The organism is Rhizobium sp. P40RR-XXII (genome assembly GCF_012641405.1).
Lineage (GTDB): Bacteria > Pseudomonadota > Alphaproteobacteria > Rhizobiales > Rhizobiaceae > Rhizobium.
In genome coordinates, this window is sequence record NZ_JABAII010000008.1 from 11912 (window position 1) to 33971 (window position 22060).

General features: G+C 60.7%; 21 protein-coding genes and 1 tRNA gene. 12 read left to right on the forward strand and 10 right to left on the reverse strand.

What is annotated here, in order from left to right; all coding sequences use genetic code 11:
- Positions 1–4: 4 nt before the first annotated feature.
- From pstA to phoR, 4 genes are all read right to left on the reverse strand, one after another.
- On the reverse strand, positions 5–1339 hold the full coding sequence (pstA, locus tag HGP16_RS16585; RefSeq protein ID WP_168841124.1) for a phosphate ABC transporter permease PstA: 1335 nt from the start codon (positions 1337–1339) through the stop codon (positions 5–7).
- Positions 1336–2817, reverse strand: coding sequence for a phosphate ABC transporter permease subunit PstC (gene pstC / locus HGP16_RS16590; RefSeq protein WP_168841125.1), 1482 nt, complete (start codon positions 2815–2817; stop codon positions 1336–1338). The genes pstA and pstC overlap by 4 nt, the downstream gene beginning before the upstream one ends.
- A gap of 63 nt (positions 2818–2880) precedes the next feature.
- A complete protein-coding gene (locus tag HGP16_RS16595; protein ID WP_168841126.1) occupies positions 2881–3915 on the reverse strand; it encodes a substrate-binding domain-containing protein in 1035 nt (344 codons plus the stop codon).
- Between the two features lie 184 nt (positions 3916–4099).
- Entirely contained in the window at positions 4100–5356 is a 1257-nt protein-coding gene (phoR, locus tag HGP16_RS16600; protein WP_168841127.1) for a phosphate regulon sensor histidine kinase PhoR, read from the reverse strand.
- 244 nt (positions 5357–5600) lie between these two features.
- Between phoR and ppk2 the strand changes: the two genes are divergently transcribed.
- Positions 5601–6482: a polyphosphate kinase 2 gene (gene ppk2, locus HGP16_RS16605; RefSeq protein ID WP_168841128.1), complete on the forward strand. Its 882-nt coding sequence runs from the start codon at positions 5601–5603 to the stop codon at positions 6480–6482.
- A gap of 127 nt (positions 6483–6609) precedes the next feature.
- Here ppk2 and HGP16_RS16610 read toward each other — a convergent pair whose 3' ends face one another.
- The gene (locus HGP16_RS16610) at positions 6610–7848 is read right to left on the reverse strand and encodes a hypothetical protein (protein ID WP_168841129.1); all 1239 of its coding nucleotides are present in this window, start codon (positions 7846–7848) and stop codon (positions 6610–6612) included.
- A gap of 371 nt (positions 7849–8219) precedes the next feature.
- Here HGP16_RS16610 and HGP16_RS16615 point away from each other — a divergent pair, with 371 nt between their 5' ends.
- From HGP16_RS16615 to HGP16_RS16635, 5 genes are all read left to right on the forward strand, one after another.
- Positions 8220–9179, forward strand: coding sequence for an NAD(P)H-dependent flavin oxidoreductase (locus HGP16_RS16615; protein ID WP_168841130.1), 960 nt, complete (start codon positions 8220–8222; stop codon positions 9177–9179).
- A 138-nt stretch (positions 9180–9317) separates the two neighbouring features.
- Positions 9318–9393 (forward strand) — tRNA-Thr (locus HGP16_RS16620).
- A 188-nt stretch (positions 9394–9581) separates the two neighbouring features.
- Positions 9582–10064, forward strand: coding sequence for a hypothetical protein (locus HGP16_RS16625; protein WP_168841131.1), 483 nt, complete (start codon positions 9582–9584; stop codon positions 10062–10064).
- Positions 10065–10304: 240 nt separating this feature from the next.
- Entirely contained in the window at positions 10305–11183 is an 879-nt protein-coding gene (locus tag HGP16_RS16630; RefSeq protein ID WP_168841132.1) for a glycosyltransferase family 2 protein, read from the forward strand.
- A 155-nt stretch (positions 11184–11338) separates the two neighbouring features.
- The gene (locus tag HGP16_RS16635; RefSeq protein WP_168841133.1) at positions 11339–11638 is read left to right on the forward strand and encodes a putative quinol monooxygenase; all 300 of its coding nucleotides are present in this window, start codon (positions 11339–11341) and stop codon (positions 11636–11638) included.
- Positions 11639–11699: 61 nt separating this feature from the next.
- Here the strand turns inward: HGP16_RS16635 and HGP16_RS33770 are convergent, their stop codons facing one another.
- From HGP16_RS33770 to HGP16_RS16650, 3 genes are all read right to left on the reverse strand, one after another.
- A complete protein-coding gene (locus HGP16_RS33770) occupies positions 11700–12092 on the reverse strand; it encodes a hypothetical protein (protein ID WP_205926597.1) in 393 nt (130 codons plus the stop codon).
- 313 nt (positions 12093–12405) lie between these two features.
- A complete protein-coding gene (locus tag HGP16_RS16645; RefSeq protein WP_168841134.1) occupies positions 12406–12639 on the reverse strand; it encodes a hypothetical protein in 234 nt (77 codons plus the stop codon).
- A 93-nt stretch (positions 12640–12732) separates the two neighbouring features.
- Positions 12733–13959 carry a LysR family transcriptional regulator gene (locus HGP16_RS16650; RefSeq protein ID WP_168841135.1) on the reverse strand — a complete coding sequence of 409 codons (1227 nt, stop codon included), beginning with the start codon at positions 13957–13959 and terminating at the stop codon, positions 12733–12735.
- 447 nt (positions 13960–14406) lie between these two features.
- Here HGP16_RS16650 and HGP16_RS16655 point away from each other — a divergent pair, with 447 nt between their 5' ends.
- From HGP16_RS16655 to HGP16_RS16670, 4 genes are all read left to right on the forward strand, one after another.
- Positions 14407–15315, forward strand: coding sequence for an ABC transporter substrate-binding protein (locus HGP16_RS16655; protein WP_168841136.1), 909 nt, complete (start codon positions 14407–14409; stop codon positions 15313–15315).
- 121 nt (positions 15316–15436) lie between these two features.
- Positions 15437–16603 (forward strand): ABC transporter permease, encoded by a 1167-nt coding sequence (locus HGP16_RS16660; RefSeq protein WP_168841137.1) that lies wholly within the window; start codon positions 15437–15439, stop codon positions 16601–16603.
- Between the two features lie 5 nt (positions 16604–16608).
- Entirely contained in the window at positions 16609–17547 is a 939-nt protein-coding gene (locus HGP16_RS16665) for an ABC transporter ATP-binding protein (RefSeq protein WP_246703520.1), read from the forward strand.
- Positions 17544–18293: an ABC transporter permease gene (locus HGP16_RS16670; RefSeq protein WP_168841139.1), complete on the forward strand. Its 750-nt coding sequence runs from the start codon at positions 17544–17546 to the stop codon at positions 18291–18293. Before HGP16_RS16665 ends, HGP16_RS16670 begins: the two co-directional genes overlap by 4 nt.
- Before the next feature lie 49 nt (positions 18294–18342).
- Here the strand turns inward: HGP16_RS16670 and HGP16_RS16675 are convergent, their stop codons facing one another.
- Positions 18343–18726 (reverse strand): YciI family protein, encoded by a 384-nt coding sequence (locus tag HGP16_RS16675; RefSeq protein WP_168841140.1) that lies wholly within the window; start codon positions 18724–18726, stop codon positions 18343–18345.
- A gap of 293 nt (positions 18727–19019) precedes the next feature.
- On the opposite strand from HGP16_RS16675, the gene HGP16_RS16680 reads away from it, so the two are divergent.
- Positions 19020–19415, forward strand: a complete 396-nt coding sequence (locus HGP16_RS16680) for a VOC family protein (protein ID WP_168841141.1) — start codon at positions 19020–19022, stop codon at positions 19413–19415.
- 60 nt (positions 19416–19475) lie between these two features.
- Here the strand turns inward: HGP16_RS16680 and HGP16_RS16685 are convergent, their stop codons facing one another.
- Positions 19476–19868, reverse strand: coding sequence for a PRC-barrel domain-containing protein (locus HGP16_RS16685; RefSeq protein WP_168841142.1), 393 nt, complete (start codon positions 19866–19868; stop codon positions 19476–19478).
- A gap of 348 nt (positions 19869–20216) precedes the next feature.
- On the opposite strand from HGP16_RS16685, the gene HGP16_RS16690 reads away from it, so the two are divergent.
- Complete coding sequence (locus tag HGP16_RS16690; RefSeq protein ID WP_168841143.1) at positions 20217–21914, forward strand: long-chain fatty acid--CoA ligase; 1698 nt, start codon at positions 20217–20219, stop codon at positions 21912–21914.
- Positions 21915–22060: the final 146 nt, after the last annotated feature.

The following is a 22060-nucleotide window of genomic DNA, read 5'->3' on the forward strand; positions in this document are numbered from 1 at the left end:
CTCCCTACCAGCGCCGCTCGAAGCGGCGACGCAGCAGGATGGCGCCGATGTTCATCGCGACGAGGAAGAAGAGCAGGACGATAATGGCGCCGGACGTTCTTTCGACGAAGGCGCGCTCGGCCTCGCTCGCCCACATGTAGATCTGCACCGGCAGCGCCGTCGAAGGATCGAGAGGCGATGTCGGATAATTGGCGACGAAGGCGACCATGCCGATCAAGAGCAGCGGCGCCGTCTCCCCGAGCGCATGGGCAAGCCCGAGGATAGTGCCCGTCAGGATGCCTGGCATGGCGAGCGGCAGGACATGATGGAAGACCACCTGCATGCGCGATGCGCCGAGGCCAAGCGCGGCGCTGCGGATCGACGGCGGCACGGCGCGTAGCGCCGAACGCGTGGCGATAATGATCATCGGCAGCGTCATCAGGCTCAGCACCAGCCCGCCGACGAGCGAGGCCGAGCGCGGCAGCCCCATCATGTTGATGAAGACCGAGAGGCCCAGCAAGCCGTAGACGATGGAAGGCACGGCGGCGAGATTGTTGATATTGACTTCGATCAGATCCGTCAGCCGGTTCTTCGGCGCGAATTCCTCCAGATAGATCGAGGCGGCGACGCCGACCGGCAGAGCGAGCACGAGTACGGTCAGCATCAGATAGAGCGAGCCGATCAGCGCAACGCCGAGACCGGCGGCTTCCGGGCGGCTGGAATTGCCCGACACGAAGAGACCGGTATTGAACGCCTTGTACAGGGCTCCGCTTTCGCTGAGCTGCTTCATCCAGGCGACCTGCCGGTCGGACACCTTACGGTCCTTCTCGTCGACGGTCAGATCGATCTGCCCCTTGTTGGCGGAATCGATATTGGCACTGGCAAGAAAAGTAACGTTCTGCGTTATCCCTACGATCGAGGGGTTCGCGACGACCTTGTCGCGCAACGCGATCCTGGCACCCTCAGACACCATCGCCGTCGCCTCGCGGACGAGTGCACGATTGGCGGGATCGATATCCAAGGCTTTGACCAGCGCGTCACGCACCAGAACCGGATAATTGGCCGATATCAGCACCTTCGGATCGGTGGTCCGCTTGGCCGTGGGGTCGATCACCTTCTCGGTGAATTCGATCGGCAGGGTGATCGATGTCTGAACAAAGGCGGTGTAGCCGGTGCGCACCACGGTCGACACCAAGATGGCAAGGAAGACGAGGCCGAAGATAACGGCCGTGACGCCATAGGCGCGGAAGCGACGCTCGGCGGCATAGCGCCGCTTGATGCCGATATCACGCCGTGCCGGAGCGCCCGGCGTGAGCCCGCGCGGCATATTCGGCACGGGGGAGGATACGATGCCGCTCATTCGTATTGCTCCCTGTAGCGGCGGACGATGTAGAGAGCATAGACATTGAGGCACAGCGTCAGGCAGAACAGGGTAATGCCGAGCGCAAAGGCAACGAGCGTCTGCGGTGAAGTGAACTCCAGGTCGCCGGTCAGCTGATTGACGATCTTCACGGTCACGGTGGTCATGGGCTCGAAGGGATCGATCTGCATACGCGCGGCAACGCCGGCAGCCAGCACCACGATCATCGTTTCACCGATCGCGCGCGAGGCGGTCATCAACAGGGCGCCGACGATGCCCGGAAGCGCTGCCGGCAGCAGAACGCGCTTGACCGTTTCCGAGCGGGTGGCGCCGAGACCGAGCGAGCCGTCTCGGAGCGACCGCGGCACGGCCATGATGATATCGTCCGACAGCGAGGAGACGTAAGGGATGAGCATGACGCCCATGACGAAGCCCGCCGTCATCACGCTCTGAGCCTCGATGAAGCTTCCGTAACGTCCCGTCAACAGACCATCGATCTCGGCCGAAATGTCCCTGAGGAAGGGACCGACGGTGACGAGGGCGAAGAAACCGTAGACGATCGTCGGAATGCCGGCCAGAACCTCCAGCATCGGTTTGGCGATGGACCGAACGCGCGCCGAGGCATATTCGGCCATGTAGATCGCGGCGAACAGGCCGATGGGCACGGCGAAGAGCATCGCGACGAAGCCGATATAGATCGTGCCCGCCAGCAGCGGGATCAGACCGAAGGTGCCCGACGTCAGCGAGCCGGCGCCGGCGAAGCGCGGATCCCACACCGTTCCGAAAAAGAACTCCCTGGCAGGCACCATGCTGAAGAAACGCGCCGCTTCCGAAAGCATCGAAACGACGATCCCGACCGTCGTCAGCACGGCAATGGAGGATGCGACGATCAGCGCGCCGAGAACCACCTGTTCGACGCGGTTGCGGGCGCGGAAACGCGGAGCGATGACGCGCAAGCCGTAGAGCGCGCAAAGCAGCGACAAAAGGATCGCGACTGCGGACATCACCATCCGGCTGATTTCGCGCATGCCGTTGTATTTGTTGGCAGCATCGACCATGTAGCCGGTCGGGCGGACCGCGAGCGGCACCCCCTTCTGCGCCAGCAGCAATTGCAGGTCGGCCGTGCCGCCGGCGACTTCGGCAAGCTCCTGGCTCTCCAGTAGACGCATGCCGCGGGCGATGCTGCGCACCATGCCGTAGCTGAGATTGAGCTCCGCCTGCGGCAGAGACTTTACCTCCTCCGGAAAGGATTTCGTCACCAGGCGATCGATGACGATGGGACTGACGATGAGCCAGGCGCAAACGAGCGCCAGCGCCGGAAGCACCGCCCAGATGGCGGCATAGGCACCGTGATAGCCGAGCCGGGAATGCATGGACGAAGATCTGCCGCCCGACAGCGCAGCCGCTCTCACCCGCCCCAGCATGAAAGCAAAGGCGCCGATGACCGACAGGCACAGCAGCAGTAGCGATACACTCATTCCCATTCCCCGGCGAACGCCGGCGCAGCCATCGGGCCGCGCCGCCGCTCAGTCCTTACGCATTCACATGATCTTCCCGTCCGCGAAATCCTTGCGGATCCGGTCGCGCTCGGTATCCGGCGCCGGCACGAGGCCATACTCCGCCAGCGGGCTGTCCGGTCCGATCATCTGATCGCTCGTGAAGAAATCGACATATTCCTTGAGCCCGGGGATGACACCCAGATGGGCTTTCTTGACGTAGAAGAACAGCGGACGCGACACAGGATAGGTGCCATCGGCAATCGTCTGACCCGAGGGCACGATGCCGCTGACGGTGGCGACCCTCAGCTTGTCGGCATTATTCTGGAAGAAATAGAGGCCGAAAACACCGATACCGTGCTTGTTGGCATTGATGCGTGCCAGCGTCTCGGGATAGTCGCCGTCGATATCGACCGCAACACCGTCCTTGCGCACGGCAATGCACTTTTCGGCCTGCTGGTCGGCAGCCTTGACCGCAGCCTTGATCACATCAACCGCGCCGGAGGTCTTGCAACCGGCTGCAAGCACCTTTTCCTCGAAGACTTCTCGCGTGCCGTGCTTCTCGCCCGGAATATAGGCTGATATTTCGAAATCCGGCAGCGACGGATTGATCTCGGACCACTTCTTGTAGGGGTTGGTAACCAGCTTGCCATCGACGACCACCTCGGCAGCCAGCGCCTCGTAGAGATCGACCGGCCCGAACTTGATGTCCGGATTGCTCTTGTCGAAGGCGAAAACGATGCCGTCATAGCCGATCTTGATCTGCTGGATGTCCGCGACGCCGGCAGCCTTGCAGGCTTGGACTTCACCGTCCTTGATCGGGCGCGACGAATTGGCGATATCGATGGAATCCGTTCCCACACCCTTACAGAATTCCTTCAGGCCGGCTCCGGAGCCGCCGGACTCCACAACGGGGGTCTTGAAGTTGGTAAAGGTCTCGCCAAAGGACTCGGCGACGATCTTGGCATACGGAAATACCGTGGATGAGCCGGCGATCTGAATTTGATCGCGCGCCTCGGCAGCACCTGAAAAAGGAGCCGACGCAACCAGCGCAAGAATGGATAATTTCAAAGCGTTCATAATGAATCCCCTAATGAGCTTTGAAGAGCGCCGCGGCGGACGCCACATCCACCTTTTCAGCGATCCATTCTTACCGGCGAAAACACCGCCCTTTTATGTCAGGCGAGTGAAACAATTATGACAGTTCATCTACCTGATATTGTTAAGATAAATCTGACCGGAAATGGGGGATTCACAGAAGCTTTCAGAAACGGACCGTAAAGTCGGTTCCCTTCCCCACTTCGGACTTGACGATCAATCTGGCGCGATGGCGGGTGAGAATGTGCTTGACGATGGCAAGCCCGAGACCAGTGCCCTTCTTGGAGCGGCTGTCCTCAACGTTTACGCGATAGAAGCGCTCGGTCAGACGCGGCACATGTTCCGCGGGAATCCCCGGCCCCTTGTCGGAGATGACGACCTCGACGGCCTGGCCCGCGTCGATCCGGACCGAAACATCGACCGCCTTGCCTTCCTGACCGTATTTGCAGGCGTTCTCGATCAGGTTTTCGAAGACTTGCACCAGCTCGTCGCGATCGCCCGATACCTCGACCTTGCCGGCCGGCAAATGCAGGTTGATCGAGACGTCGAGATCTCCGGCAAGGGGAAGCAGCGAGTCGCGCACGTGGCCGAGCAGCGGCACCAGATCCACCTTCTGATCCGGCGCGATATGCGACTTCAGCTCCAGCCTGGACAGCGACAGCAGGTCGTCGACCAGCCGGCTCATGCGCGTCGTCTGGTCCAGCATGATTCCAAGGAAGCGCTGCTGAGCCTTCGGATCCGATTTGGCAGGCCCCTGGATCGTCTCGATGAAGCCCCGCAGCGACGCGAGCGGCGTGCGCAATTCATGGCTGGCATTGGCGACGAAATCGGAGCGCATGCGATCGATATGGCGCAGCTCGGATATATCGCGGAAGGAGAGCAGGAAAAACGCTTCCTGCGGCGCATCGGTCTCCGGCACGTCGATGGGCGCGATGCGGACGATATAGACCCGCTCCGAGGGCAGGCGCTCGGAATGCTCGATCTGGTTCGGCGTGTTGGTGGCGATGGTTTCGCGAACCATGTCGAGGAGGGCCGGCGAGCGCAGCTTCGAAGAAATATGGGCGCCGAGCGGAAACGCGCCGAAGGCTTTTTCGACGGCGGCATTTTGGAGCAGCACGGATGCCTCCCGGTCGATGATCAGCGCCGGCATATCGAGCGCCGCCAACCCTGAAAAAACGGTATGCAGCAGTGCCTGCGGATCGACGGGCGCCGGCTTAACCTGCGACGGCACCGCCACGCGCTCCACCAGCGGCGGGCGCAGCAGCGTGACGATCATGACGATGATCCAGATCCAGAATACGGCGCTGGTATTGATGCCTTCAATGAGCGCGAATATGGCGACGAGCGTCGCCAAGATGAGGATGGCAACCTCTTGCCGCAGCCGCGCCGCCAACTTCCTGACAAATGACCATTCGTCTTCCAAATGCGCCCGTCCCTTCGCCTACCGTCATGGAATGCTGGATTCCGCGTCTTAGACGTGATTCATGACAGAAGTATTCGGCTCTATCCACAGAAGCCGGCAACTGACAATAATAAATGTAGCCGGCAAAAGAGGAAGTGGGCAAAGGGCTTGAAACTATTGGATAAAAGCTCCAATTTCCCCGAAGAGCTTTTTGCCGCAGCCGAGCGGCAGGATTAACGAGGCGTAAACAACGAGGAGCCGATCTATGGGAGAGGAAGCCGAAAGCCGTGCGGTGGAGCTGGATATCCGTGGCACAAAGCGCATGTTCGATGTCGACGATCCCGTTCTGCCGAACTGGATCGACGAGGAAGCGCTGACATCAGGCGACTATCCCTACAAGAAGAAGCTCAAGGAGGAGGACTATCTGGACGAGCTGAAGGTGCTGCAGATCGAGCTCATCAAGGTGCAGTTCTGGCTGCAGGCGACCGGCAAGCGGGTGATGGCACTCTTCGAAGGGCGCGACGCGGCTGGCAAGGGCGGATCGATCGCCGCAACGTCGGCCCACATGAACCCTCGCCTTGCGCGCGTTGTGGCACTGACCAAGCCGACGGATCGCGAGGCCGGCCAATGGTATTTCCAGCGCTATGTCGCCCAGTTCCCGACTGCAGGCGAATTCGTGCTGTTCGACCGCTCATGGTACAACCGCGCGGGTGTCGAGCCGGTCATGGGCTTCTGCACCCCGCAGCAATACGAGCAGTTCCTGAAGCAAGCCCCCAGGATGGAAAAGCTCATCGTCCAGGACGGCATCCATTTCTTCAAATTCTATCTCGATATCGGCCGGGAGATGCAGCTGAAGCGCTTCCACGACCGGCGCCACGATCCGCGCGCGGTCTGGAAACTTTCCTCGATGGATATCGCCGCCCTGCCGAAATGGAAGGATTACAGCGAAAAGCGCGATCGCATGCTGGAGGAAACCCATACCGATCATGCGCCATGGACCGTCATCCGCGCCAACGACAAGCGGCGGGCGCGCCTGAACCTTATCCGTCACATTCTGCTGACGCTTGACTATGACGGCAAGGACAAGAAAGCCATCGGCGAGATCGACGACAAGATCCTTGACACGGGAGCAGGTTTTTTCAAATAGGCGAGAGACTGTACGAGCCGTAGGTCAGGAGCATTCCGGTTTTCTTCGAATCGCGAAAACGCTCCATCTTCTTATTTCTCAATGCATTCCGGACGGAAAACCGCTGCGCATTTTTCCTGGAAATGCTTTATTGCCCGGGCAGAACGCGGATGGCGTAGACATTGACGCCGCGAGCCTTGCCGTCGACATCGCTGTTGATGATGAGGCGGCCGGGACTGGTCGGCGCCAGCGAGCGATCGAACTGAACCTGGAAGAGCGCATCCGTCTTCTGGCGGCTGACGGTGAAGCGATGGCGTCCGCAGCGGCCAAGCGAACCGAAATCGCATTCCACGGTGATCTGCGTCGCTGCGTCCGAGGTGGACTGCAGCGTCAGTGCGACCGTCGATGCCTTGCCTGCCATCTGCTGCAGCACATTGACGGGCACTTCGACCGTCGCATTGCCATCCGAACCGCTGCTGAGCGAGGTCAGCCGCACGGCCGGCCCCTCATTTTCCGAGATATTTTCCGCCTTCGACTGCTGGCCGGTTGCGACCTTCTGCGCGTCCGTCGGCTTCAGGACTTCGACCCATTCGTCGGAAAAGCTGTTCTGCGGGTCGATGGTCGCCAGTCCAGGGTTGACGGGACCGCTGTTATCGTCCTCGTCGGACGTATCTTCATCGCCGCTATTGCCGCTGAAATCCTGCGAATCGACATGGGCCGGCGGGTTGCGCACGCTCGTATCCCTCTGCGCGGCGGACATGAACACGCCTGATGTCTTGATCCACCAGGCGCCGACACCAAGGAAGGCCAGCAGGATGCAGAAGATCAGCAGGCGCGAGAAGAACTTGCGGGGTTTGCGGCGCACGGCGGCCCGCTCAGGCTTGAAGTTCATCGATCGGGCCGGGGCCGGCGCATCTGCCGCCGGTCGCGGATCGCTATCCGCGCCGAGATGATCGGCGGGTCCGGCGCGCATGTCGCCGAAATCGCTCTCATGCGCCGCGGGCTCCGCCGACACCGGCTCGGCCGCCGCGGGTGCGCGCGCCGAAAGCGGCGGATCGCGGGTTTCACCGCGCACGCTCATGACCGGATCCGGCCGCTGCACGGTTTCCGACCCAGGCGGAGCGGAGGAAACATGCGGGGCGTCGAGCTCCGGCGAAACGGGCACCTCCTGCGCCGGGCGGGTGCGCTCTTCGGCCTCGATCTGCCGGATCGTCGCTTCCAGCCGCTGACGCTGGCCGGCGACGACGTCGATATCGGTAATGTCCTGCTTGCGAAGACCGGCTTCCAGCGCCTGCCGTGCCGATTGATAGATGCGAGCCCGGATCTCCGGATTGGCGCGATCGGACCGCTCCAACGCGCTTCTGATAGCCGTTTCTAATCCGCTCACATCAGGTCCTTTACTCTTACTCGCGGCATACTCGCATACTCCACGAGCAAGACAGCCATATTTTATCATTCGTTAACCGGATTCGGTAACGTCCCATCCGGCAATACGCAAGCCTCCGGCGGGAGCCGCGGGCACTCGGGCGGGGATAAATGGCAAAGACGACGCAAATGGGGTGGAGGGAGGCATCGGCAGTAGGCAGTAGGCAGTAGGCAGTAGGGAAGAGCCTCAATCGCGGATGCGGTCAGTCACTATTGCCCACTGCCCACTGCCGACTGCCTGCTTCTGCCTGCTTCTTCCCCCATCTTCCCCTCGCACGCCACATCTGCTATCCCTTTGACGTTTTCGTAAACGTCAAATATCGGATGATGTTCATGGCCCTCCCCTCCATCCTGACCGAACGTCTGCGCCTGCCGGTCGTGGCTTCGCCTCTCTTCATCATCTCGCATCCGGCGCTGACGCTGGCGCAATGCAAGGCTGGCGTCGTCGGCTCCTTTCCGGCGCTCAACGCGCGCCCGGAAAGCCAGCTCGACGAGTGGCTGGCGATGATCACCGAGGATCTTGCCGCATACAATGCCGCAAATCCGGAGCGGCCGGCAGCTCCATTTGCGGTCAATCAGATCGTCCATACGTCAAACAGGCGCCTGGAGCACGACCTCATGCTTTGCGTGAAGTACAAGGTGCCGATCGTCATTTCCTCGCTCGGCGCCGTGCCCGAGGTCAATGCGGCCGTGCATTCCTATGGCGGCATCGTGCTGCACGACATCATCAACAACCGGCATGCGAACTCGGCGATCCGCAAGGGTGCGGACGGGCTGATCGCCGTGGCGGCGGGTGCCGGCGGCCATGCCGGCCAGCTTTCGCCCTTCGCGCTCGTACAGGAGATCCGCGAATGGTTCGACGGACCGCTGCTGCTTGCCGGCGCCATCGCCACCGGCGGCGCCATTCTGGCGGCGCAGGCGGCCGGCGCTGATCTCGCCTATATCGGCTCGCCCTTCATCGCGACGGAGGAAGCGCGCGCCGCCGACGCCTACAAACAGGCGATCGTCGAGGGCACCGCCGTCGATGTCGTCTATTCCAACTATTTCACCGGGGTTCACGGCAATTATCTGAAGCCCTCGATCCGCGCCGCCGGCCTAGATCCCGACAATTTGCCCGAGGCCGACCCTTCGAAAATGGACTTCGAAGCCGCCACGACCGGCGTGAAAGCCTGGAAGGATATCTGGGGCTCCGGCCAGGGCATCAGCGCCGTCAAATCCATCCAGCCCGTTTCAGCACTCGTCGACCGGCTGGAGGCGGAATACCGGCAGGCACGCGCCCGGCTGTCGCTTTGATCGCCACCGAAATGCGGTGCTTTTTTCACAGGCGTCTCGCTTTTTTGCCAATTGGCGATTTGAGCGCTTGAAATCTGACCGCATAGACTGTATCAGCGCCATGCAAATCGCGGGGCCGAACCGAATGCTCCGCAGAATGCCGCTTTAGCTCAGTCGGTAGAGCACATCATTCGTAATGATGGGGTCACGTGTTCGAGTCACGTAAGCGGCACCATTTGTTTCCAAACACTTTACATCGAATGATCCGCGCTGCCGTTCCTTGGTGCCGCATTGCTCTGTATTCGTTGCTGCAATATCGCACTCCGAAGCGCCTATTCAGGGATCGGATGTCATCAAGAACAAAATAGGCTGCGCTCGACTTTTCGAAAGCGCGAGCCGAAGATGGCTGAACCGGAGACCTCAATGAAGCTCATGAACGCAATCGCTGCCACCGCCTATCTGGCAGCCGCTGGAACGGCGTTGGCAGCTCCTGCAGAGAAGCCGACGCATCTGCTCTGCAAGGGTGACGGCAACGACAATGTATACGTTCACCTGAATTCCAAAAAGCAGTTCGGCCATGTCCTCAGTTGCGTCAGCGGCCCGTTTATCTCCGGCATGACGCCTTGTGCGCCCAATGGCGGATACGGTCTTTCAGCGTCCACCGGATCAGCGGCTCTCGTCGGCGTCGTCATGCGCTCGCAGGAATATCAACGCCACCTCGGCGGTGTCACCGGATTCAACCGGCAAGGAGACGACATGACCTTCACCGGAGGTTTCATGGGGTCGAACGGCTTACAAACGTCCTGGACTTTGAAGCTTGATCCCGAAGGGAATGCGGTCGCTCGCGATAAGGAAGGCTCGACACCCTATAAATGCGCGCCTTACACACCCAGTGATTTCAAGTGAGCCAATTTAAAATCAGTGCGCGCGGCTGCAATCGGCCAGAAGCGTTCTTCGCAATTGATGGACCTGAAGTCCGACATCGGCGGCGACCACCGCACGCCCCTCCGACCGAATGCCTGACCGTCTCGCTGCCGGCGGATAGAACGGCTTTATGGCGATGCGTTGAATGCAGGCTATTAATACAACCAAAGATTCAGATTTCGATGGTTTTGTGCGCCTTGGGATAATACTCGGGGGATGCACATGAAGATTGCCGTTGGCGTGGCAACATGCGGTCGCAAGGCTATACTCGCCGCAATGATCGACAGGCTTGCGACACAGGAGCGCAAGCCGGATCACCTCTTCCTCTGCCCGGCCAAGCATGACGATATCGACATGGCGCGCTTGAGTTCTGCGCCTTTTCCGGTAACGGTCCTCTCCTCGCCCCAGGGGAGCTGCCCGCAACGCAATGCCATCATCGATGCGGCTGTCGGCATCGATGTGGTCGTCTTCTTCGATGACGATTTCTTCCCGGCAACGAACTATCTCGCCGAGGCGGAAGCCCTGTTCGAGGCCGATGAAGAGATCGTCGTGGCAACCGGCGAGGTCGTCCGTGACGGTATCCTTGGCCCGGGCCTGACGGCGGGAGAAGCCGACGAAGCGCTCGCAGCCGATGCCACTCCCTTTCCGGCACCGACGATCGAGGACACGCATAACGCCTATGGCTGCAACATGATCTTCCGCCGGAAGGCGATGCTCGCAAATGGTATCTATTTCGATGAGGATCTGCCGCTCTACGCCTGGCAGGAAGATGTCGACCTGTGCCGGCGGCTGCGTCCCTTCGGAAAGATCGTCAAGTTCAATCGCCTGCGCGGCGTCCATCTCGGCGTCAAGGCCGGGCGCACATCGGGCCTGCGCCTGGGATATTCCCAGGTCGCCAATCCGCTCTATCTCGTCAAGAAGCGCTCCGTCTCGCTGAAATGGGCGCTGAAACTGATGGGCGGCAATGTCGCCTCAAACCTCGCCGGCTCCGTCAGCCCGCCGCCCTATATCGACCGGCGCGGCCGTCTGCAGGGCAACCTCATCGCCTTCGGCCATCTGCTGAGCGGATCGCTGGATCCGAAGCATATCAACCGAATGTGAGGCCGCCCCGTTCGGCCGGATTCATCGCGCAACCAACAAAACCGAAGTTCGGCGTTTGGATGGCGCCGTTCCGTGATAGAGATTGAAACCGGCCGCGCAATCTGCGGCGCGTGTTATTCATCATCCCTATTGCCTATCGTTTCAAGGACATCATCATGATCCATGTTCTCGCCATCCTCACCGCGAAGCCCGGCAAGCGTGCCGAGGTGCTTAACGTCTTCCAGGCGAATGTTCCGGCCGTTCATGCCGAAGACGGCTGCATCGAATATTCCGCCGTCGTCGATGTCGAGGGAGCAGATCCGGCCTTCGGGCCTGATACGTTCGTCGTGGTCGAGAAATGGGCAAGCATGGAGGCGCTGAAGGCCCATTCGGCGTCCGCGCATATGGCCGCTTACGGCGAGAAGGTGAAGCATCTGATGGCCGACCGCGCCGTTCATGTGCTGAACCCGGCTTGAGCCGATCCAGCCTCATCAGGAAACGGCGCCGAAAGGCGCCGTTTTGCCATCGGCCGGCTCGTCAGTTGTGCGAGAAGTGCGGCTGGCTGTAATAGCGCCAATGTCTGCCGCCGCCATGCCAGCCGTGGTAGCCGCCATGATAGTATCCACGGTCGCCGTCCCAGCTGTGGCGATGGTGGTGGTGAAATCCACCGAAGCCACCAAACAAACCGAACGAGTACAATGGCTGATAGCCGCCATAGTAGGGTTCGTCATAGCCATAATAGGGCCGGTAGTAATAGGGATATGGACGGTAATACGGGCGATAGTAGTGGCGAGGATAATAGTAGTGACTATAGACCATCACTCGGTGATAATGATGGTGCCAATGGTGGTGGTGACGACGCGCTTCGGCGTGGGTTGCAGGCAGCGCGAGCATGCCTAGCGCTATAAGCGCTGTTGCCAGAATTTTCATTTCCAGCCTCCTTGAACGCCGGACGCAAACGCGACTCGGATCATTCGCGTCGTCCGGACCAGATAATAAACGCAATTGAGCCTTCGATAGTTCCACTTTGGGGGTGGCCGGCAGGCACTTTCGCGGTGCCTTCTATCGCCCATAGGCCTGCGAAGCCTCCGCTCGTCGACCGCGATGGCGCAGGCGGCGAAATCGCAAGCTTAGCGTGAGGGCCATTGCGACGTTAACGGTCCGGCATGGGAGGTAATGGTCAATCGCGCGGGCTGTCAAAAAACGGCGCTCGAGGCGCCGTTTTCGCATCTATCCGCGATCGTCAGTTATGCGAGAAATGCGGCTGGCTGTGCCAGCGATGATGGCGTGACTGATGCCGCCAGCCGTAATGGTGATGCCAGCCATGATGCGGGCGATAATAATGATGGCGGTGGTGATGATGCCTCACGACCGGACGATGATGGTGCCAGCGGTGATGATGATCACGCGCCTCGGCGTAGGTAGCGGGTAAAGCGAGAATGCCAAATGCGATAAGCGCCGTTGCAAGAATTTTCATCTATGGTCTCCTTGGGTGCCGAACGAGCCCCCCGGCTGCGTACGCCCGGACTAACCTAACCTACCCGAACGCGAAAATGGCGCAATAGTTCCGCTAGCTTCGGGAGGGCAAGCGCTTTCGCGGCATCGCCATATCACCGACCAATTCGAGAACCGCCTGCTGGATCAGCCGGCAGGCTTCGACCGAGGCTTTGCGGCCATTATGGGCGAGATGATAGGACAATGGCAGGAGCTCATCCGGATCGACGATCCGGACCTTGTCGGCAATCGGCAAGGCGCTGACGCGGCCGAGAAACGAGACGTAACCGTGATTGGCGACGAGATCGACGATGACGGGCAGTGAGTCGGCCGAGGTGATGTCGCGGCCGCGAAACCGGCGGCGATCGCGGCTGTCATAACCGAAAGCGGTCGCGGCATTGCCGATGCCGGTGCGGGGACTCGGCACGCAGAGCGGATGGTTTTCCAAGAGCGCGGCAAACGTCTGCTCGGTGCTGTCGGGCGGGGCGATCGCCACCATGTCGGTCGCCACCAGCTCCATATGCTCGAAAGCATCGAGGCCGAAGACGGAATCGACGATGGCGACGTCGATGCGACCGGATCGAAGTGCTTCGCGCAGATCGTCGGCCGTCATCAGCAGCAGCGACAGCATGTTGCTGTTACCGCCGATGTTCCAGCGCGATACCAGGCTCGCCAGCGAGCGCGCCACCCAGCTTTCCGAGCCTGTGGGAATGATCGAGCCGATGCGCACGGCGCGGGCGGTTCGCTGGAAGCGCTCGTCCGCTGCTGCTTTCATCTCGTCCCAGGCCTGCGCAATGGCGGAGAGGATAGCATGAACTTCCTGTCCGGCCTCCGTCAGCACAGAACCCTGCGCCTGCCGGGCGAACAGGCGGCAGCCGAACAGTTCCTCCAGATTGGCAATCTGCAAAGAAAGTTGCGGCTGACCCAGTCTAAGGCGGCGGGCGGCGCGATTGATGCTGCCCTGATCGGCAACCTCAAGGAAGCGTTCGATGGTGGCGATCTTCAGCGGCAGGCGTGCGGCCCATTGGTCGTAGTTCTTTGGAGCCGGCGGTTCCTTCATCAGGGTCGAAAGCTGGCGCATGCCACTGAGAATGGGCTGCAGCCCCTTCTGAACCTTGGAACTCGCCAGAAGGGTCGCAAGCTCACCAGAGGCACGCTCGACAAGCTTCATGGCGAGCTCCGTTTCGAGCCGCCGCAGGGCACCGGAGACGGTCGATGCCGAAAAAGATAGCCGCCGCGCGGTCTCCCTCACCGAGCCGACGGAGAACACCATGTCGGCTACGAACAATGCGCCGAGATACAAATCAGATCCCTCTCAGCCGCGGCGCGTATCCTGGCTCGACCGCAGCAATATCAACGATATCCCGACAATATGACGTGTTCTCAAAAAAAGATATCCCTAAGCCGAAAAGCGACAGCTATCGTTTCTTTGTCGCCCCACTGATCCAGCCGCAAAAATGAGATCGGAACAGCGCCAAACGGGTAAGGGGAACAAAAACAAACGCACTTGCCCCCGAAAAAAGAAATCCAATTTCGCGCGAATGTCGAGTACGCTCGTCATAATCGCGCGACTGCAACGGGAATCCGGGGCGACATCGACTTTTCCGCGATGAGCGCTACGTGCCTGAAGCAGCCACGAATTCGCCTGTGGGCCGCCGGCCCGCTCGAAGCCTGCTTGTCCGGACTGCGGCCTTGCCAGGCGGCACGGGCAAGCGGAACAAAGATTTAACGGGGTACAAAGGGAAACATCATGTTCAAGAAGCTTGCACTTGCCGCCACGCTGACGGCCCTCCTTGCCAGTGGCGCCAGCGCCGCCGACGTCGTCGTTTCCTCAAAGATCGACACCGAAGGAACGCTGCTCGGCAACATCATCCTCACAGCACTCAACGCCAACGGCATCAAGGCGCAGGATCGCATCGCGCTCGGCACGACGCCGGTCGTGCGCAAGGCGATCACCGCTGGCGAGATCGATATATATGCCGAATACACAGGCAATGCCGGCTTCTTCTTCAACAAGGCCGACGATGCCGCCTGGAAGAACCTGCAGCAGGGCTACGACCTCGCCAAGAAGCTGGACTACGACGCCAACAAGATCGTCTGGCTGACGCCGTCGCCCGCCAACAACACCTGGGCGATCGCCGTGCGCAACGATGTCGCCGGCCCGGCCAAGCTGAAGACCATGTCCGATTTCGGCAAGTGGATTTCCGGCGGCGGCGCGGTCAAGATCGCCGCCTCCTCCGAGTTCGTCAATTCTCCGGCGGCCCTGCCGGCCTTCGAGACCACCTACAGCTTCAAGCTGAAGCCGGATCAGGAAGTCGTGCTCTCGGGCGGCGATACGGCGGCAACGATCAAGGCCGCGGCCGACCAGACCAACGGCGTCAACACAGCCATGGTCTACGGTACCGACGGCGCCATCGAAGCGGCCGAGCTGACCGTTCTCGAGGACGACAAGAGCGTGCAGCCGGTCTACGCTCCGACGCCGATCATCCGCGAAGCCGTGCTGAAGGCCAATCCGAAGATCGAAGAGGTTCTGGCTCCGATCTTCAAAGGCCTAACCGCCGACGTGCTGCGCAAGCTGAACGGCCGCATTCAGGTCGATGGCGAGCCGGCCAAGGCCGTTGCCGAATCCTACCTCAAGGACAATGGTTTCCTGAAGTAAAGCTTTGCCGCTGCTCCGGCGGCCCCATTTTGATAAAGTGGGGCCGCGGACATTCGAATGGGCATGGTCTTGTCCGAACCAGCCTTGAATTCTGGGCTCATGCGCTGACGGAGCTTGCCTGATGGAAGATGCGCTAGCGGTCCGCCGAGTAGACCGTCTCGGAGTGGTGCTGGTGGCGGGCGGCGCGCTGGCAATGGCCTGGATGCCGTTCATCATCGTCAAGGCGAACCGCATCGCCGCCGGCAAGCCTCAGCTGCTGACCCAGCTCATAAGTCAGCCGTCCGCCATAATCTTGCTCGTCCTTCTCGCCGCGGCGGCGCTTGCGGCACTTTTCCTGCAGAATCAGATCATCCGCCTCGGCATCGCCACGCTCGCGATCGCCATGCTCATCGTCACGCTCGGTCTCGTCTCGACTGCCGCGACCCCGGCGGCGAACACCGTGGCCCGCATCACGCCCGGCGGCTCTTTCTGGGTGTTGCTGGCCGTCGTGGGGCTGATGATCTCGGATGCCCTGGTGAAGCTGCGGCTGACGCCATGGCTGAGGGTCGCGGCGCTGGCGCTCTATGCCGCCCTGCTCGCCGCCGTCCTGCGCTCCGGCCTGCTCGACAATCTCTCGATCATGAAGGAATACGCCAACAATGCCGACAAGTTCTGGCACGAAGCGCTTGGCCATGTCTTCCTCTCCCTCGGCTCCGTCGCCATCGCCATCGTGCTTGCGCTGCCGCTCGGCATCTTCTGCTACTGGCAGCCGCGCATCCGCGCCGTGGTGCTGCGGGCGCTGAGCCTGGTGCAGACCATCCCGAGCCTGGCGCTGTTCGGCATTCTGATGCTGCCGCTCGGCTATATCGCCGCCAATGTGCCCTTCGCCGCCGCGATCGGCATAAAGGGCATCGGCGTGGCGCCGGCGCTGGTGGCGCTGATCATCTATTCGCTATTGCCGATCGTCGCCAATACAGTCGTCGGCCTTGCCGGCGTCGACCCTTCCGTGCGCGATTCCGCCGCCGGCATGGGCTTGACGCGCCGGCAGATCCTGACCGGCATCGACCTGCCGCTCGCCTTTCCGGTCATCCTCACCGGCATCCGCATCGTGCTGGTGCAGGCAATCGGCCTCGTCACCGTGGCGGCGCTGATCGGCGGCGGCGGCTTCGGCCTCTTCATCTTCCAGGGCATCGGCCAGACGGCCAATGACCTCGTGCTGCTCGGCGCCGTGCCGACGGTCTTTTTAGCCTTCTCATCGGCCGTCATCCTCGATGCGGTCATCGACAGCATCCGGGGACAACGCGCATGACCAACATGATCGAGCTCAAGGGCGTTACCAAGCGTTATGGCAGCGCCACCGTGGTCGACAATGTCAGCATGAGCATGGAAAAGGGCACGATCACCGTCATCGTCGGCACCTCCGGTTCCGGCAAGTCGACGCTGATGCGCATGATCAACCGGCTGGTGCCGATATCGGAAGGCCGCATCTCTGTTGCCGGCGAGGATATCATGAACGTGCCGGCGACCGAGCTTCGCCGCCGCATCGGCTATGCCATCCAGGGCCATGGGCTGTTTCCGCATCGCACGGTCGCGCAGAATATCGCCACCGTCCCAGAGCTGCTCGGCTGGGAGAAGACCCGCATCGACAGTCGCGTCGAAGAACTCCTCAATCTCTTCCATCTCGACCCCGGCACCTTTGCCGGCAAATATCCGAGCCAGCTTTCCGGCGGCCAGCAGCAGCGCGTCGGCGTCGCACGCGCGCTTGCGGCCGAGCCCGAGCTGCTTTTGATGGACGAGCCCTTCGGTGCACTCGATCCCGTCATCCGCGGCAAGGCGCAGGATGATCTGCTCGCCATCCAGAAGCAGTTCGGCACGACCGTCATTCTCGTGACCCACGACATGGACGAGGCCTTCCATCTCGGCGACCGGATCGCCGTCATGAGTGAAGGCAAATTGCTGCAATGCTCCGAGCCGGAGAAGATCCTGACCGAGCCGGCCGATCCTTTCGTGCAGCAGCTGACCGGCACATCCGACCGAGCCTTGAAGCTGATGTCGCTGCTGCCGCTCAAGGAAAGCATGCAGCCGCCTCGGCCCGGTCTCGGCCACAGCCTGCCGCAGACGCTCAACCTCCGCGACGCCCTGGCCGAATTGATCTGGCAGGGCGCGGACGAAGCGACGGTCGAGGACGAGCGCAAGATGCCTGTCGGTTCGATCTCGATCCGGCATCTGATCGAGTTGGGCCGCAAAGCATGAAATTTCTCGCCGCCAATCTCTTTCGCTTCCTCGCGCTGGCGCTGCTGCTGGTGCTGCTGTTTCGTCCGGAGTGGCTAACGCCCATTCTTGCGCCGCTGACCAAATTCGGGGCGTCGCCGATCTATACGCAGAACAGCCTGCCGAGCCTGGCGCTCAGCCATCTCGAGCTGATCCTGATCTCGATTGCGGCAAGCGGGATCCTGGCCGTTCTCGGCGGCATCTTCGTCACACGGCCGATCGGCGCCGATTTCCTGCCGCTGTCGCGGGCGATCGCCAATGCCGGGCAGACCTTCCCGCCGGTTGCCGTGCTGGCGCTTGCGATCTCGACCACCGGCTTCGGCGCGGTGCCTACCTTGATCGCGCTTTTCCTTTATGCGCTGCTGCCGATCTTCGAAAACACGGTTGCCGGCCTGCAGCAGGTGCCGGCCTCGGTGATCGATGCCGCCGACGGCATGGGCATGAGCGGCTGGCAACGCCTGTTCCGCGTCGAGCTGCCGCTTGCCCTGCCACTAATCATCGAGGGGCTGAAGATCGCGACCGTCATCAATATCGGCACCGCCACGATCGGCTCCACCGTCGCCGCCAAGGGGCTCGGCGAAGTCATCATCGCCGGGCTGATCAACGACAACACCGCTTTCATCCTGCAGGGCGGCCTGATCGTCGGCCTGATGGCGGTGCTGATCTATGACGGCATGGAAATGATCGAGCGGTCAGTCACCAGCAAGATCGGATTGCAATCCCATTGAGAGCGAAGGCCGCCACCAGCCCTTACGACCGGCGCCGCATATGTTTTCATCAACTGCCTTCGCCGGAAGGCAAAGGCGCGCCGGGCAGGTAAAGCGCGACCGGCCTGATTTCATAGACGGCGGTCGGATTGGCGCGGCGCAGTTCGCGCGCGGCTTCGACCGCCGCATCGAGCATCGGAAAATCGACGACGTAGAAGCCGAGCAATTGTTCCTTGGTTTCAGCAAACGGGCCGTCGATGACCAGCCCCGCGCCCGGCCCGCGCAATGTGACGGCGTTCTGGGTCGAGCCGAGCCGCGCAGCCGGCCCCAGCGACTTTTGCGCAACCATGCGATCGTTGATTTCAAGCAGCTCGGTCATCAATGCAGCATCCTCCTCCTTGCTCCAGGATTCGACGATACCTTCCTCGTGATAGGCCAGAATGGCGTAGTACATGGATTTCCCCCTCAATCGTATGCCTCAGCGCGCGGGAGTTAAGCAGACCGATCGCCATGCGAAAACCCCGGATCTGCACCGAGGCGCAGCGATGGTGCATTTCCGCATACTTGCCTTCCCCGGTTGCCGGTGGCATTGGCTCCTAGAGCCGGATGATTTTAGGTCGAATCGATCTAAAATCTGAATCCGCTCTAGGATCAAAGAAGTAGAGCGTGATGTCGTCCAAAAACCGCCTACACTTTTCGGCATCACGCTCTAGTAGTGACATGCCCTGACGATCGATGGAGGCACCGATGGCCAAGATGATTCATTCGATGATCCGCGTGCTCGACGAAGCGCGCTCGATCGAATTCTACGACAAGGCTTTCGGCCTGAAGATCGCCGACCGCATCGCCTTCGAGACCTTCACGCTGATCTATCTCAGCAATGACGAAACAGGCTTCGAGCTGGAATTGACAATCAACCAGGGTCGTACCGCGCCCTATCCGTTGGGGGAGGCTTACGGCCATCTCGCGGTCTCGGTCGTGGAGCTGAAAGACGAGCATGCGCGCATGACCGCGCTGGGGTTGAACCCCGGCAACATCGTCGAACTCAATCGGGATGGGAAACTCTTTGCGCTCTTTTTCTTCGTTACCGACCCTGACGGCTACAAGATCGAAGTGGTGCAAAGGCATGGGCGGTTTCAATAGAACCACGCATATCGACACCCCGCGTCGGCGGGGCTTGCCGAACTGGCTTCATCGGCACGCTCACATCCAATAGGGCGGCACGCCAAAATAATCGTGGCTCTTGTGGCCATGATTCTTAGGGTCGTGATCATCCTTGGCGGCGAAACGGCACGCCTTTTCGATGTCGTTCTTGGTCATGCTGACGCGATAGCCGTCGATGCGGGCATCGTAGCGCAGCTTCTCCCACGGCAGCCGGTAGTGTTCCTGGCCGATGCCGAAGAAGCCGCCGAAGCTCAAAATGACGAAAGCGATGCGTCCATCACTTTTCTCGAGCATCAGGCGTTCAATATGACCAATCTGCTTGCCATCCGAACCGAATACCCTGGATCCCTCGACCCGATCGCAGGCGACCAGCATCGACATGTCCTTGATGTAAAGGTCACGGCCCGAGATTTCGGCACTCTCTTTATGCATATGCGCACCTCCTTTTGGATACGCGTCACATAAAATCGTGGAGCGTCCGATCTGCTCTTTGGGGCAGCACGATGCTCCGATGGGTTTAAACCCACGGGCCTATTAACGCTCCGTTATTGCAAAAGTTCCAGTCCTTTTTTCAAAACTATAAAAAAACGTGAGCGCAGAACGTTTGTTGACGTTTACGTCAAGGTTATTGTAGCTTCGTGATGCTCGATGATTTAGTTGAGAGCAAAGGCTGCGACGATGTGAAAAGCGGGAGACTTTTCGATCGCGCAGTGACACTTTACATAACCGCCGTCCCAGGACGGCGGGGCGTGGTGATGATGCGTAAAGGAGGAAGTGCGCATGAATTCAGTCTCCGCTCCTTCGGATAGACCGCAGGTCAAGAAAATATGGCTCGCGTCTTATCCGGACAACGTACCGGCGGAGTTGCCGCCGTTGGAGCATGCATCACTCGTCGATCTGCTGGAGAAAAGCTGCGCGCGGTACGCCGACCGCCTCGCCTTTACCAGCATGGGCAAATCCATCACCTATCGCGATCTCGACACGCAAACGCGCAAGATAGCCGCATGGCTGCAGAGCCTCGGCCTTCAGAAGGGCGACCGCGTCGCCGTCATGATGCCGAACGTGTTGCAGAACACGGTCACCACCTACGGCATCCTTCGCGCCGGCCTCGTCGTCGTCAACGTCAATCCGCTCTACACGCCGCGTGAACTTGAGCATCAGCTGCGCGACTGCGGCGCCAAGGCGATCTTCGTTCTGGAGAATTTCGCCCATACGGTGGAGCAGGTGCTGGCGCATACGGATGTGCGCCATGTCGTCGTCACAGCGCTCGGCGACATGCTCGGCGTCAAGGGCCACGTCGTCAACTTCATCGTCCGCAAGGTGAAAAAGCTCGTGCCTGCATGGTCCATCCCCGGCCACCGCAGCTTCAAGGGGGTGATCTCCGAGGGCGCACGCCTGCCTTTGAAGCCGGCCACGCTCACCGGCAGCGACATCGCCTTCCTGCAATATACCGGTGGCACGACCGGCGTTGCCAAGGGCGCGATCCTGACGCACTCCAATCTGCTCGCCAACCAGCTGCAATTGCTGCTCTGGCTGCAATCCGCCTACATCAACAAGCCGCGCCCCGAGCAGTTGACCTTCGTCTGCGCGCTGCCGCTCTATCACATCTTCGCGCTGACGGTGAATTCGCTGATGGGCGTGTCGCTCGGCGGCCATAACGTCCTGATCGCCAATCCGCGCGACATACCGGCCTTCATTAAGGAGCTGGGCAAATACAAGTTCGACATGTTCCCCGGCCTGAACACGCTGTTCAATGCGCTGATGAACAATCCCGAGTTCACCAAGCTCGATCTGTCCAACACCGCAACGCTTGCCGGCGGCATGGCGGTGCAGCGACCGGTCGCCGAGCGCTGGCAGAAGATGACCGGAGCCTGGATCACCGAAGGCTACGGCCTTTCCGAGACATCGCCGGTCGCAAGCGCCAATCGTTTCGACAGCCCGGAATTCAGCGGCACGATCGGCCTGCCGATAACAGGCACCGATTTCGACATTCGCGACGAGAACGGCAATTCGCTGCCGCTCGGTGAGGTCGGCGAGATCTGTATCCGCGGGCCGCAGGTGATGGCCGGCTACTGGAAGCAGCCGGCCGAAACCGCACGCGTGATGACATTGGACGGTTTTTTCCGCAGCGGCGATATGGGCTTCATGGACGAGCGCGGCTTCACCAAGATCGTCGACCGCAAGAAGGACATGATCCTGGTATCGGGCTTCAACGTCTATCCGAACGAGATAGAGGAAGTGGCCGCCATGCACCCGGGCGTTCTGGAGGCCGCTGCAATCGGCGTGCCCGATCCGCATTCCGGCGAGGCGGTGAAACTCTTCATCGTCAAGAAGGATCAGGCGCTGACGGAGGCCGACGTTAAGGCTCATTGCGCAGCCAACCTGACCAATTACAAGCGCCCGCGCTTCATCGAATTCCGCTCGGAACTGCCGAAATCGAACGTCGGCAAGATCCTGCGTAAGGAGTTGCGCGGCTGACATAATTCCGTGTCATTCAGGAAGCCGCTCGCCCTATTTCGCGAGCGGCTTTTTTCGTTTTGGATGATACGTGAACTTGATTTACGCCCTACATAGGGAATAGTTTCCGCGACCAACTCAGAGTGCCCTGCCCTCTTCGGACGGCA

Excerpts from the sequence above, each read along its gene's own strand:
- HGP16_RS33770 (WP_205926597.1), bottom strand. The coding sequence starts at position 12,092 with ATGAAAATTCTGGCAACAGCGCTTATAGCGCTAGGCATGCTCGCGCTG.
- pstC (WP_168841125.1), bottom strand. The coding sequence starts at position 2,817 with ATGAGTGTATCGCTACTGCTGCTGTGCCTGTCGGTCATCGGCGCCTTT.
- ppk2 (WP_168841128.1), top strand. The coding sequence starts at position 5,601 with ATGGGAGAGGAAGCCGAAAGCCGTGCGGTGGAGCTGGATATCCGTGGC.
- HGP16_RS16630 (WP_168841132.1), top strand. The coding sequence starts at position 10,305 with ATGAAGATTGCCGTTGGCGTGGCAACATGCGGTCGCAAGGCTATACTC.
- HGP16_RS16655 (WP_168841136.1), top strand. The coding sequence starts at position 14,407 with ATGTTCAAGAAGCTTGCACTTGCCGCCACGCTGACGGCCCTCCTTGCC.
- pstA (WP_168841124.1), bottom strand. The coding sequence starts at position 1,339 with ATGAGCGGCATCGTATCCTCCCCCGTGCCGAATATGCCGCGCGGGCTC.
- HGP16_RS16675 (WP_168841140.1), bottom strand. The coding sequence starts at position 18,726 with ATGTACTACGCCATTCTGGCCTATCACGAGGAAGGTATCGTCGAATCC.
- HGP16_RS16690 (WP_168841143.1), top strand. The coding sequence starts at position 20,217 with ATGAATTCAGTCTCCGCTCCTTCGGATAGACCGCAGGTCAAGAAAATA.
- HGP16_RS16635 (WP_168841133.1), top strand. The coding sequence starts at position 11,339 with ATGATCCATGTTCTCGCCATCCTCACCGCGAAGCCCGGCAAGCGTGCC.
- HGP16_RS16595 (WP_168841126.1), bottom strand. The coding sequence starts at position 3,915 with ATGAACGCTTTGAAATTATCCATTCTTGCGCTGGTTGCGTCGGCTCCT.
- HGP16_RS16685 (WP_168841142.1), bottom strand. The coding sequence starts at position 19,868 with ATGCATAAAGAGAGTGCCGAAATCTCGGGCCGTGACCTTTACATCAAG.
- HGP16_RS16665 (WP_246703520.1), top strand. The coding sequence starts at position 16,609 with ATGATCGAGCTCAAGGGCGTTACCAAGCGTTATGGCAGCGCCACCGTG.
- HGP16_RS16680 (WP_168841141.1), top strand. The coding sequence starts at position 19,020 with ATGGCCAAGATGATTCATTCGATGATCCGCGTGCTCGACGAAGCGCGC.
- HGP16_RS16615 (WP_168841130.1), top strand. The coding sequence starts at position 8,220 with ATGGCCCTCCCCTCCATCCTGACCGAACGTCTGCGCCTGCCGGTCGTG.
- HGP16_RS16660 (WP_168841137.1), top strand. The coding sequence starts at position 15,437 with ATGGAAGATGCGCTAGCGGTCCGCCGAGTAGACCGTCTCGGAGTGGTG.
- HGP16_RS16645 (WP_168841134.1), bottom strand. The coding sequence starts at position 12,639 with ATGAAAATTCTTGCAACGGCGCTTATCGCATTTGGCATTCTCGCTTTA.
- HGP16_RS16625 (WP_168841131.1), top strand. The coding sequence starts at position 9,582 with ATGAAGCTCATGAACGCAATCGCTGCCACCGCCTATCTGGCAGCCGCT.
- HGP16_RS16670 (WP_168841139.1), top strand. The coding sequence starts at position 17,544 with ATGAAATTTCTCGCCGCCAATCTCTTTCGCTTCCTCGCGCTGGCGCTG.